The 16,152-nt window shown below is 64.2% G+C and carries 12 protein-coding genes; 7 read left to right on the top strand and 5 right to left on the bottom strand.

All coding sequences use genetic code 11. The features are described 5' to 3' along the window. Window positions 1–15: 15 nt before the first annotated feature. Window positions 16–759 (bottom strand): purine-nucleoside phosphorylase, encoded by a 744-nt coding sequence (locus OKA04_RS16070; RefSeq protein ID WP_264502210.1) that lies wholly within the window; start codon window positions 757–759, stop codon window positions 16–18. A gap of 284 nt (window positions 760–1,043) precedes the next feature. Here OKA04_RS16070 and OKA04_RS16065 point away from each other — a divergent pair, with 284 nt between their 5' ends. From OKA04_RS16065 to OKA04_RS16055, 3 genes are all read left to right on the top strand, one after another. Beyond that, window positions 1,044–2,312 carry a hypothetical protein gene (locus OKA04_RS16065; RefSeq protein WP_264502209.1) on the top strand — a complete coding sequence of 423 codons (1,269 nt, stop codon included), beginning with the start codon at window positions 1,044–1,046 and terminating at the stop codon, window positions 2,310–2,312. Window positions 2,313–2,395: 83 nt separating this feature from the next. Further along, window positions 2,396–3,214: a hypothetical protein gene (locus OKA04_RS16060; RefSeq protein WP_264502208.1), complete on the top strand. Its 819-nt coding sequence runs from the start codon at window positions 2,396–2,398 to the stop codon at window positions 3,212–3,214. Next, on the top strand, window positions 3,211–4,290 hold the full coding sequence (locus OKA04_RS16055; RefSeq protein ID WP_264502207.1) for a hypothetical protein: 1,080 nt from the start codon (window positions 3,211–3,213) through the stop codon (window positions 4,288–4,290). The genes OKA04_RS16060 and OKA04_RS16055 overlap by 4 nt, the downstream gene beginning before the upstream one ends. On the opposite strand, the gene OKA04_RS16050 is transcribed toward OKA04_RS16055, so the two are convergent. Genes OKA04_RS16050 through OKA04_RS16040 form a run of 3 tightly spaced genes read right to left on the bottom strand, consistent with a single transcriptional unit; the run spans window position 4,287 to window position 6,966 of the window. Beyond that, on the bottom strand, window positions 4,287–5,312 hold the full coding sequence (locus tag OKA04_RS16050; protein ID WP_264502206.1) for a type III polyketide synthase: 1,026 nt from the start codon (window positions 5,310–5,312) through the stop codon (window positions 4,287–4,289). The two genes, OKA04_RS16055 and OKA04_RS16050, sit on opposite strands and share 4 nt — an antisense overlap. Then, window positions 5,312–6,328, bottom strand: coding sequence for an NAD(P)/FAD-dependent oxidoreductase (locus OKA04_RS16045; RefSeq protein WP_264502205.1), 1,017 nt, complete (start codon window positions 6,326–6,328; stop codon window positions 5,312–5,314). Before OKA04_RS16045 ends, OKA04_RS16050 begins: the two co-directional genes overlap by 1 nt. Next, window positions 6,325–6,966 carry a class I SAM-dependent methyltransferase gene (locus tag OKA04_RS16040; protein WP_264502204.1) on the bottom strand — a complete coding sequence of 214 codons (642 nt, stop codon included), beginning with the start codon at window positions 6,964–6,966 and terminating at the stop codon, window positions 6,325–6,327. Before OKA04_RS16040 ends, OKA04_RS16045 begins: the two co-directional genes overlap by 4 nt. Before the next feature lie 66 nt (window positions 6,967–7,032). Between OKA04_RS16040 and OKA04_RS16035 the strand changes: the two genes are divergently transcribed. From OKA04_RS16035 to OKA04_RS16025, 3 genes are all read left to right on the top strand, one after another. Further along, window positions 7,033–7,737, top strand: a complete 705-nt coding sequence (locus OKA04_RS16035) for a hypothetical protein (protein WP_264502203.1) — start codon at window positions 7,033–7,035, stop codon at window positions 7,735–7,737. Window positions 7,738–7,850: 113 nt separating this feature from the next. Then, window positions 7,851–10,592, top strand: a complete 2,742-nt coding sequence (locus OKA04_RS16030; protein WP_264502202.1) for an FG-GAP repeat domain-containing protein — start codon at window positions 7,851–7,853, stop codon at window positions 10,590–10,592. Further along, the gene (locus OKA04_RS16025; RefSeq protein ID WP_264502201.1) at window positions 10,589–13,327 is read left to right on the top strand and encodes an FG-GAP-like repeat-containing protein; all 2,739 of its coding nucleotides are present in this window, start codon (window positions 10,589–10,591) and stop codon (window positions 13,325–13,327) included. Before OKA04_RS16030 ends, OKA04_RS16025 begins: the two co-directional genes overlap by 4 nt. Before the next feature lie 52 nt (window positions 13,328–13,379). Here the strand turns inward: OKA04_RS16025 and OKA04_RS16020 are convergent, their stop codons facing one another. Then, window positions 13,380–13,643 carry a hypothetical protein gene (locus OKA04_RS16020; RefSeq protein ID WP_264502200.1) on the bottom strand — a complete coding sequence of 88 codons (264 nt, stop codon included), beginning with the start codon at window positions 13,641–13,643 and terminating at the stop codon, window positions 13,380–13,382. A gap of 140 nt (window positions 13,644–13,783) precedes the next feature. Here OKA04_RS16020 and OKA04_RS16015 point away from each other — a divergent pair, with 140 nt between their 5' ends. Continuing rightward, the gene (locus tag OKA04_RS16015; protein ID WP_264502199.1) at window positions 13,784–16,117 is read left to right on the top strand and encodes an exo-beta-N-acetylmuramidase NamZ domain-containing protein; all 2,334 of its coding nucleotides are present in this window, start codon (window positions 13,784–13,786) and stop codon (window positions 16,115–16,117) included. The last annotated feature ends 35 nt before the right edge of the window (window positions 16,118–16,152 follow it).

The following is a 16,152-nucleotide window of genomic DNA, read 5'->3' as shown; positions in this document are numbered from 1 at the left end:
AAGCCGAAGCCACTTTCAGGAACCGCACCATTCCTCGAGGAGGCGGAGCATCTCGTCAGCGGCGGCCTTGCCGGTCGCGAGGACGTCGGAGTGATCAAGTAGCTCCGGAGACATTCCGGCGGCCCAGTTCGTGAGGCAGGAGAAGGCGGTGACTTTCATGCCGAGCGCTCGGGCCTGGATGGCCTCGAGCACGGTGCTCATACCGACGGCATCCGCGCCCAGCGTGCGGAGCATGCGGATCTCGGCAGGGGTCTCATACTGCGGTCCTCGTAGTCCGGCATAGACTCCCTGATGGAGCGTGATGCCGAGTCGTGAGGCGACGGCTTGGAACTCGCCCGCTGCCGCTTCATCATAAACGCGAGTCATATCGATGAAGTGCGGCCCGCCTTCCAAGGGCGAGGTGCCGGTGAGATTGAGGTGGTCGGCGAGCATCATCCACGTGCCCGGCGCGTGGCTTTCATTCAGCGTGCCAGCGGCATTCGTGAGGATGACATGGCGCACGCCGCGGTCGTGCATCCAGCGGATACCGGCGGTGACGGCTTTCGCACCGTGGCCTTCGTAGAGGTGAATGCGGCCCTGCATGACGATCACCTCGCGGCTGCCGAGCGAGCCGATGAGGAAGCGTCCGGCATGTCCCTGCACGGAGGACGATGGCAGTCCGGCATCGGCGAATGAGATAGTATCACGGACCACGACACGATCCGCCAGAGGCCCGAGCCCCGATCCCAATACAATGCCGAGTGCCAATGGATCTGCCATGAACGAGGATGCGGTGGGTGAGGTGGAGGCTTCAAACCTGAAGTGGAAGAAGGTAGGGAGCACGGACGACTCGGGCCGGTCTAATGACCGGCGCTCCCGGGGAAAGGCCCGGCGGGCCTCCCTGTCTGAATCCCATCCATACTATCTATCCTGGTCCCTTTTCTCCCCCCCCCAGCGACGCTGGAGGCTGCACGGGCGGAATGAATTCCGCGTTCCCAGTTTGGAAAAAAGCGTGTCTCGCTCGCGTCTTGCCAAGACAGGCGGACATCGCAGGATCGCGGATCATGAAGAAACGCGTGGCTGCCGTGGCATCCCTGCTCATCGGCCTGCTCTGCCTGGAGCGGGGCGTGCGCCACTTTTCATGGGAGCGTGATGGGCCCAATGGTTCGCGTGATACGGAGCGGCTGGCGGGAGGCCGGGAAGATGAGGCACCAAAGCGCCTTTCATCCAAAACATCGGATCGTGCGAGGAACCCAAATGGCCACGCGACGCACCGACCGGAGAAGCTGCGCGAATTCTACCTTCCGGAAGTGGTGATCGACGGACTGCCATTGAAGGCCGCGCTCGCGAAATTGCAGGCCGTCTATGAAGAAGTCTGCCGCGAGTCGGGCGAGGTTCCGTTGAATCTCACCTTCACCGTTCCGGGTGATGCGACTCGCCCGCTGACGACGAAGACCGGCGTCTGCAATCTCGACAGCTCGATCCGCCTGCTCGCCGCGCTGGCGGGGTTGAAGGTGAAGCGCACCGGCAGCGAGTATGTCTTCACGGCACCGGAGGAGACGGGCAAGATGGTGACAAAGAGCTTCCAAGTCCCGCCGGATCTCTTCTCGGCCTTCGGCCCCGAGGCCGATCCATCGAGGACAAAGCTGCGGAATCACCCGCGGTTTCTTCCCGAGTTCCTTGAGAAAAGCGGCATCGAGATCGATCCCACCACGAAGCTCAGGCTGACCGGCAGCACCCTGCAAATGGAGACCACCAGTGCTGCCGACCGGGTCACGATCACGGGCCTGATCGACACCATCGCGGACGAGATGCACATCCAGCACAAGATGGAGACGCGCATGATCAAGATCGACCCCGGCACCGGCGGGCTGCCGGAGGACATGACGGCGCTCGATGACGCGGGGACGCTGGAGCTGATGAGAAAGCTGGGACAGACGAAGGGGGTGGAAGTTGTCGCGATCCCGGAGACCACCGGCCGGCCCGGCGAACCCACGAAGATCGAGATCATCCGCGAGTTCATCATGCCCTCGGACACGGAGGATAGCGGATTCATCTCTGAAAATGTGGGCGTCGTCCTCGACCTGCGGTCGTCCCCCTATGGTCTCGGGCACCATATGGACCTAAACCTCACGGAGAAGACGGTCGAAGAAAATGGCGGGCCGTCCGTTTTCAGCTTCGTGGACCGGCCACCGGTCACCGACAGCTCCTTCGCCCGCGACGGGAAGGCCCGTGTGCACGTGCAGACGCACCCGAATGGCTCGCGCTCGGTGGTGATCCTCACGCCGACCCTGGTGGATGCCGCGGGCAAGCGGGTGCATGGGCAGGAGTGAGTGACATCACGAGATATGCTTCGCCACCGGATGATGGATCTGTTAGCAGGCGGAAGATGAAGCTCCCCTCGTTGCTCTGTTTCATGCTGGCACTCTCCGCGACCGCGCAGGAGAAGCCGGTGCCGCCGCCTTTTGAAGGCGATTCTCCAGTGGAGATCACAGATCGTGCCGCTGACGACGAGGACAGCACGGCCGAGGATCCATTCGACCCCGATGCAATCGATGGCGACACTCCGGTGATCGTCCAGGTGCAGGTGGATTACATCGAGATGTCCCATGAAAAGCTGAGCGACCTGCTTTTCATGAAGCGCCCGAAAAGCGCCGACGCGACCGAGTTGCGGAGTCAAGTCCAGGCGATGGTGAAAGATGGCAATGCCAAGTTGCTAGACACCCAGGTCCTCGCCGGACGTAGCGGGGAAAAGATCTTGGTGGAATCGATCCGCGAGCAGATCTACCCGACCGAGGCGGAGCCCGCATCGGTGCCGGACGCGATCGCCACGCCGGACAAGGAGACGCCGGTGAGCCCGGCGCAGATCAACGCACTCGCCAATCTGGTAAGCGGACCCACGCCAACTTCATTCGAAACGCGAAATGTTGGATCCACTCTAGAAACCGAGCCGACCGTGGGATTTGATTCGAAGCTGATCGACCTCCGCATCTCACCGGAGCTAACCTGGCACACCGGCAATAGCCGTTGGTATGAGCGGAAGGACGCACTGGGGAATGTCGCCACGATCGAGATGCCTGATTTCTACACCGCCCGCCTGACCACCGCGCTGACGGTCACGCGCGGAAGCTACGTGCTCGCCGGGGTGGTCTCGCCGAAGTCGGACAAGGGCGCCACCGACCTCACCCGGAAGGTGATGATCTTCGTGAAAGCCGACGTGCTTCCCGTGCGATGAAAACGATACCCCTGCTACTGCTGGCTGCAGTATTCCCCGCGACGGCGGAGATCGCCTCCGTGGCGCATCCGGAGGAGAAGCTGCCAGTCGCGAAGACCGTGGTGTGGACACCGCTTTTCCAAGCGTCATGGGACAAGCTGAACGCGACACATAGCGGAAATCCGGTGAAGGTGGAGCCGTCTAACAGCTTGATCTCGCGCCTCGACTCCTTTACGTGGGACGCGGAGCCGGTTATGCCGGACGGCCGGTGGAAGACGTGGGCCGGTACTGCGAGTGAAGAATTCCTCACGAAGGTGAATGCCGAGGCCGCAAGGATGACCGGCGAAGCTGCCGGGCCTTTCCGGCTGGTGAATCCGGGAGCCGGGAGCCTCGCGGTCTTCGGCCTGCTGGATCGCGATGTGAGCTTCCGGAAGGAATTCTATCGCTCGCGCAAGGTGCCGCTGAACTTCAAGGCGGGTGATACGCAGACGAAGGTGAAGTTCTTCGGCGTGAAGGGCGAGAAGAGCGGGGAATTCGCCGATACGGTCCGCGTGCTGTCCTATCGCCCGTCGGAGAAATCCCACGCACTGCAGATGCTTTGCAAGGAGTCGAACGACACGGTCATCCTGTTTCGCCCGCCCGCGGGGGCCGAATTGGACTTCGCCACCGCCAGCAAGTGGTTGCGGACCTGGCGCGAAGCGTGGGACAAGTCATCGGGCAAGAGCCGCGCACAAGATGACCCGTGGCTGCACGAGCGCGATGAGATCCGGGTGCCCTACGTGAAGCTGGTCTCCATGCATGACTTCAGTGCGGATCTGGCATCGCCGCGGCATTACAAAGGCCAGCCCCTGCCCCGCATCATCAAGCGTGCCGAGCAGATGGTGAAATTCGAGCTTCACGAACGCGGCGCGCGGGTGCGTGCGGAGGTATCAATGAGCGACGATCCCTTTGGCGGTCCCATCGACAAGCCGCTGCTATTCCCGCGCCTCTTTTCGTATGATGCGCCGTTCTTCGTTTTCCTGTGGCGGGATGGCGCGGAGTGGCCTTACTTCGGCACTTGGGTGGGCGATGCCACGGCGCTGCAAGACTTCCGCTAGCTGCGCCACATCTCGCACGCGTGCGCGGCGAAGCCAGCGCCGAAGGCGGTGAGCCACCAGCGGCGGTCGCCATTGGCGGAGGCCAGGGCGCGTTCGAGGGCGAAGAGAACGGAGGGGCTGCTCATGTTGCCATGCTCGCGAAGGACCTCGCGCGTCTCCGGCAGGTGATGCGGCAGCACGGCCTCCAGCGCCTCGATGACATCGCGGCCGCCGGAGTGAGCGAGCACGCGGTCGGGGTCGGCGGTGCGTTTTCCGTAGAGTTCAGCGACGGCTTCGGCGGCGAGACCGGGGACGGCCTTGTCGAGTTGATTGCGGAGCTTCCCGCCCGCATTGACGAAGCGGATCTTTTCCCGCTGCTCCGGGCGGTGGACGGTGGTGAAGTGACCGGCCTGCCACTTCCCCTCCCCCGCCGCGTCCGACCATACGGCAGCCGCAGCGCCATCGCCGAAGAGGCAGAGCGAGATGAGCACGCCCGGATCGTCATCGGCGTAGAAAGCGGCGGAGCAGATCTCCACCGCCACGGTGGCGACCCTGGCCCCCGGATGCATGGCGAGGAAGCCCGCAGCGGAGCGCAGCATGGGAATGGCGGCACCGCAGCCGAGGCCGACGAGATCCTGCAAGTACGACGTATCCCGTAGCCCGAGCGCCTCGGCCACGTGGCTGGTCACCCCCGGGCAGAGATAGCCGGTGCAGGTGCAGATGAAGAGCGCATCGAGGTCCGCTGCGGAGATGCCCGCCTTTTCCAAAGCCGGGCGGAGGGCTGCGACGGCCAGTGCGGGTGCCTCGCGCTCGAAGGCCTCGTTCAGCGATTGTGCGTCCTGCGAGACCACGGGCGCAATCTCCGGCAGGCAGAGGCTGCGGGTGGCGATGCCGGAGGAATCATTTGCGAGGATCTTTTCCAACAGTCCCTGCGAGCGCGGGCGCAGCGCGGCGAAGGCGGGCGAGGCACGCAGGCCATCCAGGCACTGGGCCTGCGTGTAGCGGTGCGGCGGGACGGCGGTGGCGATGGATTCCAGGAACATCAGCGGACGAGGAAAAGAAGCGGGCGGAAGGGCAGCAGCCCGGCGGCGGCGATGGACTCGATGACCACCCGCCCGCCGCGACGGAGCAAGAGCGGATGCAGTGCCCGTGCCGCGGTGAGGCGCGTGCGAAAGCGGCGGCGCTGCAGCGTGCGGATCTCCGCCACGCAGTCATGCCACGGAAGCCCGCCACGACTCCAGCGGACGAGCGAGTCCAGCGCGAGCTCCGCCGACTGGAAGGCCATGCTCATGCCATTCCCCGTGAAGGGCGGGATCATGCTCTCGGCATCCCCCACCACGCACAGGCCGGGCGCGCTGCGCTGCCTGCCTAGCTGAAAGCCTGCCACGGCGGAAAAGGATGGCTCGTCCACCTGCGCGGACTTGAGGCGATCGGCGAGCGCGCCATTTCCACCCGCGCGGAGATAGGCATCCAGCAATCCGCTGCCCGTGCCAGCGGTGGCGCGATCCACGCGAAAAAGCCCGCAGACATTCACGCGACCGTCTTCCACGCGGGCGAGACCGGCGTAGCCATTCGCCCCCAGATGCATCTCCAGGTCGGCGGCCATCGGCAGGTGGAGATAGTGAGCCTTCAGCCCCACCCAGGGGCCGCGCTGCGGCACGCGGCCTGCGGCACAGACGTGGCCCTCGGCAGCCTCGCGCGGGTGGCGCGAGCGTTCGATGACCTCACCTGTTAGACCCGTCACCCTTTCCTTCAGCCGCAGGTCCAGGCGATGACGCGAGATGCCCATGGCGGGTTCGGGCAATGTGTCGTCGTGGAGCAACCGGCCCTCACGCCACCAAGTGACGCTGCGCAGTGACTCGGCATCGGCGAGTGCCTCGGCGATGCCCAGTGCATCCAGTGTAGAGCACTGCACGCCGGAGATGAATTCCCCGCAGACGCGGTGGCGCGGGTAGTGACCGGCCTCGTGGACGGTGACGGGGATGCCGTGCAGGCGCAGGCCCGCGGCCAGCGATAGTCCCGCCAATCCCCCGCCCGCGATGGTCACCGTGCCGCTCAAGCGCGCGAAGCTAGCATGCGCAGCCCGCCGCGCCATGTGGTTTCCTCGCGGATGCGCCATTTCGCGGGATCGAGGCCGAGGCGCTCCGGCAGCTCGCCATGCACGAAGCCCGCGCGGATGCTGACCATCATGTCGTGCTTCGTCGCGCGACCGACGAAAGGCAGGATGAACTGCGCATCCCACACGGTCCGCTCCACGCGATACGGTTCATTCAAGCAGATGACCTCGAAATTCTCCATCAGGGGGCGAAAGCGCTCCAGCTCCTCATACTCGAAGTGATGGAGGAAAAGATTCGCCGCGAGCACGCCAGCCTTCATCCCGGCCAGACTCTCGAAGACATCCCTCTGGTCCCACACAATGGTCTCCGGCAGGCCCGCCGGGCGCGGGGCCAAGTCACAGGCGGTCAGCGGGATGCCGGGGTGGCGGCGGGCCAGGCGGCGGAGCAGCGTGCCCTCGCCCGCACCGATCTCGACCACGCCATTCGCCATGGCCGCGGGATATTTGGCGAGGTGGCGCGCGATCCAGCGCTCGTTGCCCATCAGGAAGTTGATCACCTTCAGGTCCACGCGGCTGCGCTTCACGTCCGGGTGGTCCGGTGGAAGTTGGTCGATGATTTCCGGCTCAACAATGCGTTGCATCGCGGTTAGAGCGTGGCGACGGTCTTTCCGATGCGCAAGCTTCACGCCATATTCCAAAGGTTCCTCGTGATCGCGGCGTGCGCGATGCTCGCGGCGTGCTTTGACGTGCGCGAGGAGGTGTGGGTGGAGCCGGATGGCCGGGGTCGCGCGGAGCTGCGCTACACGGTGCCGGAGTCCGCACTGATGCTGGGCGGAGGCGCGGCGGGCCTGGAGGAAAAGATCCGCACGCTGATCGCCCGGCAGCCCTCGCTGAAGCTGGATGCGGTGAGCGTGACGGCGAAGGATGATCGCGCCGTGGTGGCCGTGGATGTCTCCACGGACTCGGTGCTTTCCCTGCGGAAGCTGAAGAAGAGCGACGATCTGAAGAGCATGCCGGAGTCCACGGCTGACATCGCCGGGCACTTCGACGTGCACGTGCGCGGGCTGGATGTGGACTTCTCCCGCAGCATCCACGTGGGCGAGGCGCTGGGGCTGGCATCGCTGGTCATCGGTGGCACGGAGAGGAAGGATCGCCGCCTGACCTACATCATCCACCTGCCGAAGCCCGCGAAGGAACACAATGCCACGCGGACGGACAATGCAGGGAAGACGCTGGTGTGGGACTACACGCTGGGCGAGGCGCTGAAGCAGCCCTTCACCACGCACTTCCGCGCGGCAATCCCCCTGCCCTCATACGTGTGGTTCATCGCGTGCGGGCTGCTGCTCTCCATCGCGGCGCTGGTGATCCACTGGGGCAGGAAGCTCCGGCGGCGGCGGGCAGCGCAGGGATAGGTGAATATTTATCAACGTGGATAAATCATTTACCGCGGAATGTTAGCAATACGCACAGGTTTTTCACATCGATCTCCTTGTCAGGGCAGCCCCCTACACCTATCAGGGACCGCGTGCGCCGGACCCTCCTCTGCTGCCTGCTCCTCCCCACCCTCCCGGCCACGGCGGCACTGGAAGTGGTGTCTTCGGAACTCGTCTCCCGAAGGCCGGACGGCATCGGGCAAATCGTCGAGGCAGATCTGGATGGCGATGGCGACCGCGACCTGCTGATCACGGGACGGAAGAACGATTTCCTCGGCTGGATCGAGTCCAGCCCGAATGGCCCGGTCGGCACGCTGCGGGCGATCAATACCGGCACGCTGGCGGTGAAGAATACCCGCCCGATGGTCGCGGACCTCGACGGCGACGGCCTGCCGGACGTGCACTATCCGGGCTGGGTGCTGAAGAACCGCTTCCGGAAATTCGACGCGCCCGTGGCAAATGCCACAACAGCGGGTCACGAACTGTGCGCCTCGGACCGCACGGGGCTGCTGGGACGCGCGCTTGATACCGGCGTGTGGAAGATCTTTACCAGCACCGGAGCGACGGTGATCCAGACGGAAGAAGGCCCGCTGAATTCCCCCGGCTTCTCGCCGGAGTGCTGCATCCTCGAGAACTTCAGCAAGGATGGCAGGCTGGACCTGGTGGTGTATCTCGAAGGCGCGCGGCTCGGCTCCGGGGCCATCGCCACGGGCACGTATGCGCTGCACTCGCAGGCAAATGGCGAATGGGGCGTGAACCGTTTCACGACGAGCAAGCCCTACGCGACGGCATCGATCCACTCTTCGAATGGCACGCTTTCCGGGAACTTCGCCATCGCCTTCCCGTCCATCGATGACCACCCGTCGCCCCCGGTCGCGGGGAGCAGCTTGCAATTTCGAAACTACGACCCGAGCGCGACATACACCTACCAGCGCTGGAGCATCGGCAGCACTCACTTCAGAGGGATGAAGATCACGTCGATCTCGGGAGCCTACCGCTCCTCGGCCTCGCGCTACGAGATGGCCGCCGGGATGACCGCCACGGATGGCAGCGGCGTGAACTCGATCTATCAGCTTCGCACGGATTACTTCTCCAGCTCGATCCTGCTCCAGTCGATGGCCGGGGGAACGATCGAGGAGAAGGGACAGATCCAAGTTTTCCAGTCGTCCAATGGCAGCCGCATCCATGCAAGCGTGGGCACCGCGGCGGGCCAGACGACCGTGGCTCCGGAAGCACTGCTGGAGTATCTGCCGGGCGAACTCGTCATCGAGCAAAGCTATGAGCTGCCCACCATTGGCAAGATGACGTCCGGCCCCTACGGCCCGCTTGAGAAGGGTAACTGGTGCCATCTGGATGGCGACGGTCGCGACGAGTGGGTCTCCGGCACGCCTTGGCCGGGCGGTGTCCTCGCCATTCCCGCGGATGCTCCTTTCTCCGCGAAGGATATCCCGCTGAATACGCCGCGTGTGCCGTGGGTCTATCCCGTCCCGGAAATAGCGGCGGGCCCGCTCTTCGCGGGAGATCTGGATGGCGACGGGGATATCGATCTGGCGCGCCGGCTGGACCTTCTGGATTTCGACGGTTGGCCAAACCAGTTCCTGATGCAGTGGGAGAATCTGGACGGCCACGAATTCTACAATGCGCTCGATCCCTACTACGACTACTGGATGCAGTGGTCGATTCCCGGCAGCCAGCCGCTGCGGTTGGAGGCGGGGACTCGCCCCCGCCTGCTGACGAGCCAGCCCGGGATGATCCATTCACAATGGCTCATGCCCCGGAATTCGCAGGACAGCTACCCCACGCCGGTGGCCTATCCCGGCACGGGAGCGGCGGTGGTGGAGGCCGGGCACGATCTGGATGCGGATGGCGCGCGCGACTTCATCTTTTTCCCATCGGTCTTCGGCAACGCGCTGACGTGGGGAAAATGGAATCCGGAGGGTGGCCACCTTGATTCGATGGAAAAGATCGCCGACGTGCCCGCGGGCCTGACGGTGCCATCATTGGTCGCCGGCGATCTGGAGGGAGACGGCACTGCGGACCTTTTCCATCCGGCGCTGGATGCAGCGGGCACGCAGGTCACCTGGGTGGCGTGCCGTCTCACGGCTGCCGGGCCGGCGGCGCTGGAGCATCCTCCCATCACCCTGCCGGCTTCTGCCAAGCTGGTGGCACCGGCGGATCTGGATGGCGATGGCGACATCGACCTGCTGCGATTTGTCCCGGATGCAGCCGCACCCGCCGATGCGGACGGCATCCGCCCGCATCATCTACTATGGACGGAGTATGTGGGCGGCACCTGGGTCCACCACACGACGAAGCTAGGCACGCTGCGGCTGTCCGCGGCGGAGCCGGTGCTGAGGGCGGAGGGAGATCGTCTGCTCGTGATCAACCGCATCGGCGAGGTCCTGGAATTGAAGACCCGCGTGACTCCATCCGCGGGAATGCTGGCCTCGGCGCTGGCCGCCCAACAGGTGACCGGAGCCTCCTCCGGCGCGGCGGATGACCCGGATGGCGATGGCTTCCCGAACTACGTGGAGATCCTCGCGGGCACTTCGCCGGTGATCGCGGATCGCTCGATTTCCCTGCCCATGCAGATGCTGCGCAGCGGGCCGAATCACGGCTGGATCGCCAGCCTCGCCGCTGCTCCATCCGCCGTGGGCGCGCGGGCACGATTGGAGACCAGTGACGATTTGGTGGAGTGGACACGCCACGAGGACGAGCCGCTTCCGCTCGGCGGATCCGGCGCGGAAGAACGCTACCTCTTCCCTGATTCCGCGCTTGCGGCACCGCCCGCCCGACGCTTCGCACGCATCGCCTTCTCGCACGACTCCGAATGAAAGCCGCCCTCACCTGGATCGCGCTGACGGCGCTGCCCGCGTCCGCCCAACTTACCGCCGAGGTCCGCGAGGTAGCGCGGCATCCCACCTCACTATCCGGATGCCAGGTCGTGGACCTGGATGGGGACGGCGACTCGGACCTCCTGCTCTCCGGCGCCTTCAACCAGCTCACGGTCTGGTGCGAGAACCGCGGTGATGGCAGTTTCGTCCGGCCAGTGGCCATCGAGATGAAGCCCCGTGTTTTCAACTGGGGTCTTCCTCACGTGGCGGATCTCCACGGCACCGGAGCACCGGACCTGCTGATCCGCTGGAGCTCGACCTACGCCCGCAATCTCGGCGAAGGAAACTTCGCCGCACCTGCACCCCTGCCTGGAACGGCGTGGCCGACGCCCACTGACCCGCTGGATGACCTCTTCACTGAACACGTGACCGTTTTCCCCGGCACCGCTGGCAAACCTGATCGGATGATCGTGGAGAAGTGGGACGGGATCGAGCAGGAGCACCGCCAGGCGTTTTTCTACACGCTGGACGAGCAGGGAAACCCCTCGGTCTCGCCCGTGCTGGCGGACGGTGAGAATCTGGCAAACCATCTTGGCTCGCTGGAAGTCGACAACCTCTTCCCCACGGACATCGACGGGGATGGCGACATCGATCTGATCTATCAGTATCACTATTATACGGATCCGGTGTCGATCCTGAGAAACCGCGGCGATGACACCTTCGACGCGAGGGAGGATATCGCCGCTGAAGACGTGCTTTACTCCATCGAACTCTCGAAACCGGTGCGGCTAAACCTGCCCGGCGACGATCTTCCCGCGCTGGTGACGGTAGAGCATACGGAGATCGGCGCATCCGGCATCGTGATCCACAGGCAATCGGAAAGCGACGGTAAGGTGTCCTTCGATCCGCCCGAGGAGATTCACCGGATCCCTCTTGATGAGGATACTTACATCCTTTCCATGACCGCCATTCCAATGCCTGAAGGCGATGAGCTGTGGGTGAGGCTGTGGCCGACCTGGGACGAGAACGAAAGCCAGACGAACGGAGTGCTGCGGCGCTACCGCTTCATCACGGGGAGCGGTTGGGCAGCGGATCCCGATGTGACATTGCCCGCCAGAGGGCTGGGCGAAGTGATCCCCCTTACGATCACCGAGGGCAATCCTGGATTGGCATGCCGCCTGGGCAGCCTGCCCGGGGTGAACACGGACTCCGAGGAAAAGATCGTGTGGGCATCCCTTGCCTCGCTGAGGACCGGCACCCCGGAGTGGCAGACGATCGCAGGACCCTTCAATGACTTCAGCGACTTCCACCTCGCTGACCTTGATCGCGATGGCAAATTGGACATGGTCTCTGCTGATCGAGTCAATTTCGGCGGAGCCAAGAGCGGACGCATCCATTTCGTCCATGACATCGCTGGCAGTCGCGAGCACCGCGCGGTGGATACCGAGAGCACGGACGCATTCGCCGGGGCATCACCGTGGCCGGGCAACCGCAGCGTAATCGGCGATGCGAACGGCGACCTGCTACCGGATCTGGCGGTATCGAGCGGATCTGCCGGAGCGATCCGTTTGTTAGAAAATCTCGGCAATCGCCAGTTCGGCCCGCCAGCCACCCTCGCGATCTCCGCTAATGTCCTGCGCCCGCTTTGGCTGGGTGAAGATGAGCACCGTTTCTTGGATGGATCGCGCATCTTCACGCAGGCACCGCATACAGGAGCGATTGCCACACTTCTCACGGACATTGGCACTGCGGCAGATGTCGTCTTCACCGACATGGATGGCGACGGTGACGAGGACGTGTTGGCCGCTCCGTGCCCGCTTGGCAATGTGGCAGGCTGGGGCCGACGTGGCGCGTCCGGAAACATTGAGTCCTGGAAGGTGCTTTCATCCACGTTGGCCAGTCCGATCCGGAACTCGTCAGGAGCAGCGCAGCTCGGATGGATCGAAACCGGACCGCAGGCGGCTTTCGAGACGGTCCGTATGGGAGTGCCGGGAGTGACCACCCATGCGCTGCCTCCAATGTCCCAGGCGGAGTATCTCGCCATGGGCCTAGTGGGCCACCCGATCGATCTGGATGGCGATGGCGACCTTGATTTCCTGACGCTTCGGCAAATTGCAGAAGAAGCGGTTTGGGGCATTTCGCCGGTGCCATCCCATCTCCTGTGGCATGAAAATCTCGGTAACCGTTGGCAATTCCACCCGGAACCGCTGATGGAAATCAGCTATCCCGCCGCATGGCTCGGCCTTTTCGTCACGCAGGAAGTGGAACACGACGGTCCGACGCGTGTGATCGTATCGAACTCGGCGGGCGAGGTCTTCCAGATCGATTTCAGCGCACCGATCCCGGGAGGAACCTTTGGTGAATGGCTCGCTTCACACGATCTAACAGGTGCCTCGGCCGGTGCGAATGCGGACCCGGATGACGACGGCCTGACAAACCTTGAGGAAGCGCTCCAAGGCACCTCGCCGGTGGTGGCGACACCGGGAGTCTTCACCATTCCCGTAGCGGCTTCCGCACCGGATGGCTGGACTTTCTCCACCGCGCTCGCACTGGACGGCAGCGGCATCGCCGTCGTGGCCGAGGCGAGCGAGGACTTGGAGCAATGGCACGAAATCCCCGATGAACCTGAGTTCACCGGGGACCTCGTCGGGCGGTATCACTACCGCGTCACGGATGAAGGGATGGCGGGAAAAGCGAAGAGATTCGTGAGGTTTCGCTTCTCGGGTCAGCCCTAGCATTTCGGGGGGCCTGAGGGGGTTAATCCGGGGGGATTAATTCCAGGGGGAATCAGCCAAAGAGATACATGGCGGCCTTGATCACGGCGGCGACGATACCGATGAGGCCCGCGCCGATGCCGAAGGTGCTGATGATGCCGCCGCGCTTCGCAGGGGAAAGCGACAGCACCACGCCGATGATCCCGAAGAAGATCGCGACGACCGCGAGGATGAGACCGAGCGTCGCGCCATTCATGAAGCTACCGATGGCAGCGACGATGGCGATGATGGAAGGAACGCTGAAAGTTGCGCGGGTGGCGGGAGTGGTGTGGTTCATACTGATGACCTTTATGCGGGAGGCGTGCCACGCTGCCCGAGCGCGCATCGGAACGAAGGCCACCGGGTATTGTTTTCCGGCATAATTGCTTGGTATTCCTGATGGATACAGGGTTGATCCATCCGTATGGATGGCTCCGCATGTTCGCTTTGACCCGCCTTTCCCTGCTACTTTCGCTCGCCTCCGTATTGCAAGGTGCAGAGTTCTCCGAGGCGGGACTTGCAAAAATCGACGACGCGATCTCGCAGGCCGTGACGGATGCCAAAACTCCCGGCGCGGTCTTCCGGATGGAGCGCGAAAATGCGGTCTATCAGCACGCCTATGGAGACCGGGAGATCGTGCCGCAGCGAGTGCCTATGACGGAGGATACTGTCTTTGATGCAGCCTCACTGACGAAGGTGGTGGCGACGACTTCCGCGGTGATGAAGCTGTTAGAGACGGGCAAGCTGGACGTGGAGGCACCGGCAAGCCGTTACCTCCCCGATTTTCGCGGGAGCGGGAAGGAAGCGATCACGCTGCGGCAACTGCTCACGCACACCTCTGGCCTGCGCGCGGGACTGCCATCGGGAACCTGGCAGGGCAAAGAGGGCGCATTGCGGGCCGCTTGTGCCGAACCGCTGCCTGCCTCGCCGGGCACGGCGTATCGATACAGCGACATCAATTTCATCCTGCTCGGTCTGGTGGTGGAGCAGGCAAGCGGGCGCGCGCTGGACGACTACTGCACGAAGGAGATCTTCCAGCCACTGAAGATGACGGACACCGGTTACCGCTCGCTGGAGCCGGGCGACGTATCGCGCATCGCGCCGACAACCGTGACGGATGGCAAGCCCTTGCGCGGCGTGGTGCATGATCCCACGGCACGGCGGATGGGCGGCGTGGCCGGTCACGCAGGACTCTTCACCACGGCGGCGGATCTCGGACGATTCGCCCGCATGATGCTGGCAGGCGGCGAGCTCGATGGCGTGCGGATCTTCAAGCCTGAAACCGTCGCCGCGATGACTACCGTGCAGTCACCGCCGAGCCTGCCGCGCCGCGGATTTGGCTGGGACATCGACTCGCCCTACGCAGGGCCACGTGGAAGCGTCTTCCCCATCGGCAGCTACGGTCACACCGGGTGGACCGGCACGAGGCTGTGGATCGACCCGTTTTCAAAGACCTCCACAATCTTCCTCTCGAACCGCAATCACCCGGACGAAAACGGCAGCGTGATCGCCCTGCAACGCGAGTTGGGCACGCTGGCAGCGCGGGCGGTGGAGGGCTATGACTTCGCGCACGTGACAGGCGCGCTGCCGCCCGATCCCGCGACTCCGCCGGTGGCAGCCCGGGCCGTGGAAAGAGATGCGCCGGTGCTGAATGGCATCGACGTGCTGAAACGCGACAAGTTCCGCCAGCTTCGCGGGATGAAAGTGGGCCTGATCACGAACCACACAGGGATCGACCGGGGACGAAACTCGACCATCGACCTGCTCCACGCAGCACCGGATGTGAAGCTGGTGGCGCTCTTTTCGCCGGAGCACGGCATCCGCGGCGAGTTGGATCACGCGAAGATCGGCGATGACGTGGACAAGAAGACGGGGCTGCCGGTTTACAGCTTGTACGGGGAACGTCGTACTCCAGCACCAGCGCAGCTCGAGGGGATCGATACCCTGGTCTTCGACGTTCAGGACATCGGCTGCCGCTTCTACACCTATGTCTCCACGATGGCGAATTGCCTGGAGCTGGCGGGACAGCGCGGGCTGCGCTTCATCGTGCTCGATCGGGTGAATCCGGTGGGAGCCGCGGTGGAGGGCCCGGTGCTCGCCATGGAGCGAAGCTTCGTGGCAGCCCATGAGATCCCCCTGCGACATGGGATGACGGTGGGCGAACTGGCGAGATTGATCGATGCCGAGCGGAACTTCGGCGCAAAGCCCGGCGTGATCCGCTGCGAGGGAGGATCGCCGCTGCGGTGGTTCGACGAGACCGCGCTCCCGTGGCGCGACCCCTCGCCGAACATGCGCAGCGTGACGGCAGCTACGCTCTACCCCGGAGTCGGCCTGCTGGAATTCTGCAAGGTGAGCGTGGGCCGAGGCACCGGAACACCGTTCGAGCTACTAGGCGCACCGTACATTGATGACATGAAGCTGGCGGCGGAGATGAGGAAGGCAAATCTTCCGGGTGTGACTTTCGTACCCGTGAGATTCACTCCGGAGGCAAGCGTCTTCAAGGATCAGGAATGCAGCGGCGTGCGGATGGTGGTGACGGACCGGGATGCCTTCCGCGCTGCGGACCTCGGCATCGCGCTCGCGGCCACTCTTCACCGCCTGCATCCCGCGGAGCTGAAGCTGGGCGAGATGAAAAAGCTCATCGGCGACCCCGAGACGCTGGAAGCCATCCGCAAGGGCGAGACGCTGGACGTGATCCGCGCCGTTCGCGACCGCGGGCTGCCGGACTTCATGAAGCGCCGCACCCCTCACCTGCTTTATCCGCGGGAGTAACGGCGAGCTCGGAATCTTGTGAACCCGGTCGCCGG

Source organism: Luteolibacter flavescens, assembly GCF_025950085.1.
Taxonomy (GTDB): Bacteria; Verrucomicrobiota; Verrucomicrobiia; order Verrucomicrobiales; family Akkermansiaceae; genus Haloferula; species Haloferula flavescens.
Note: the sequence above shows the minus strand (reverse complement) of the source record. Positions and strands in the feature narration are given on the sequence as shown.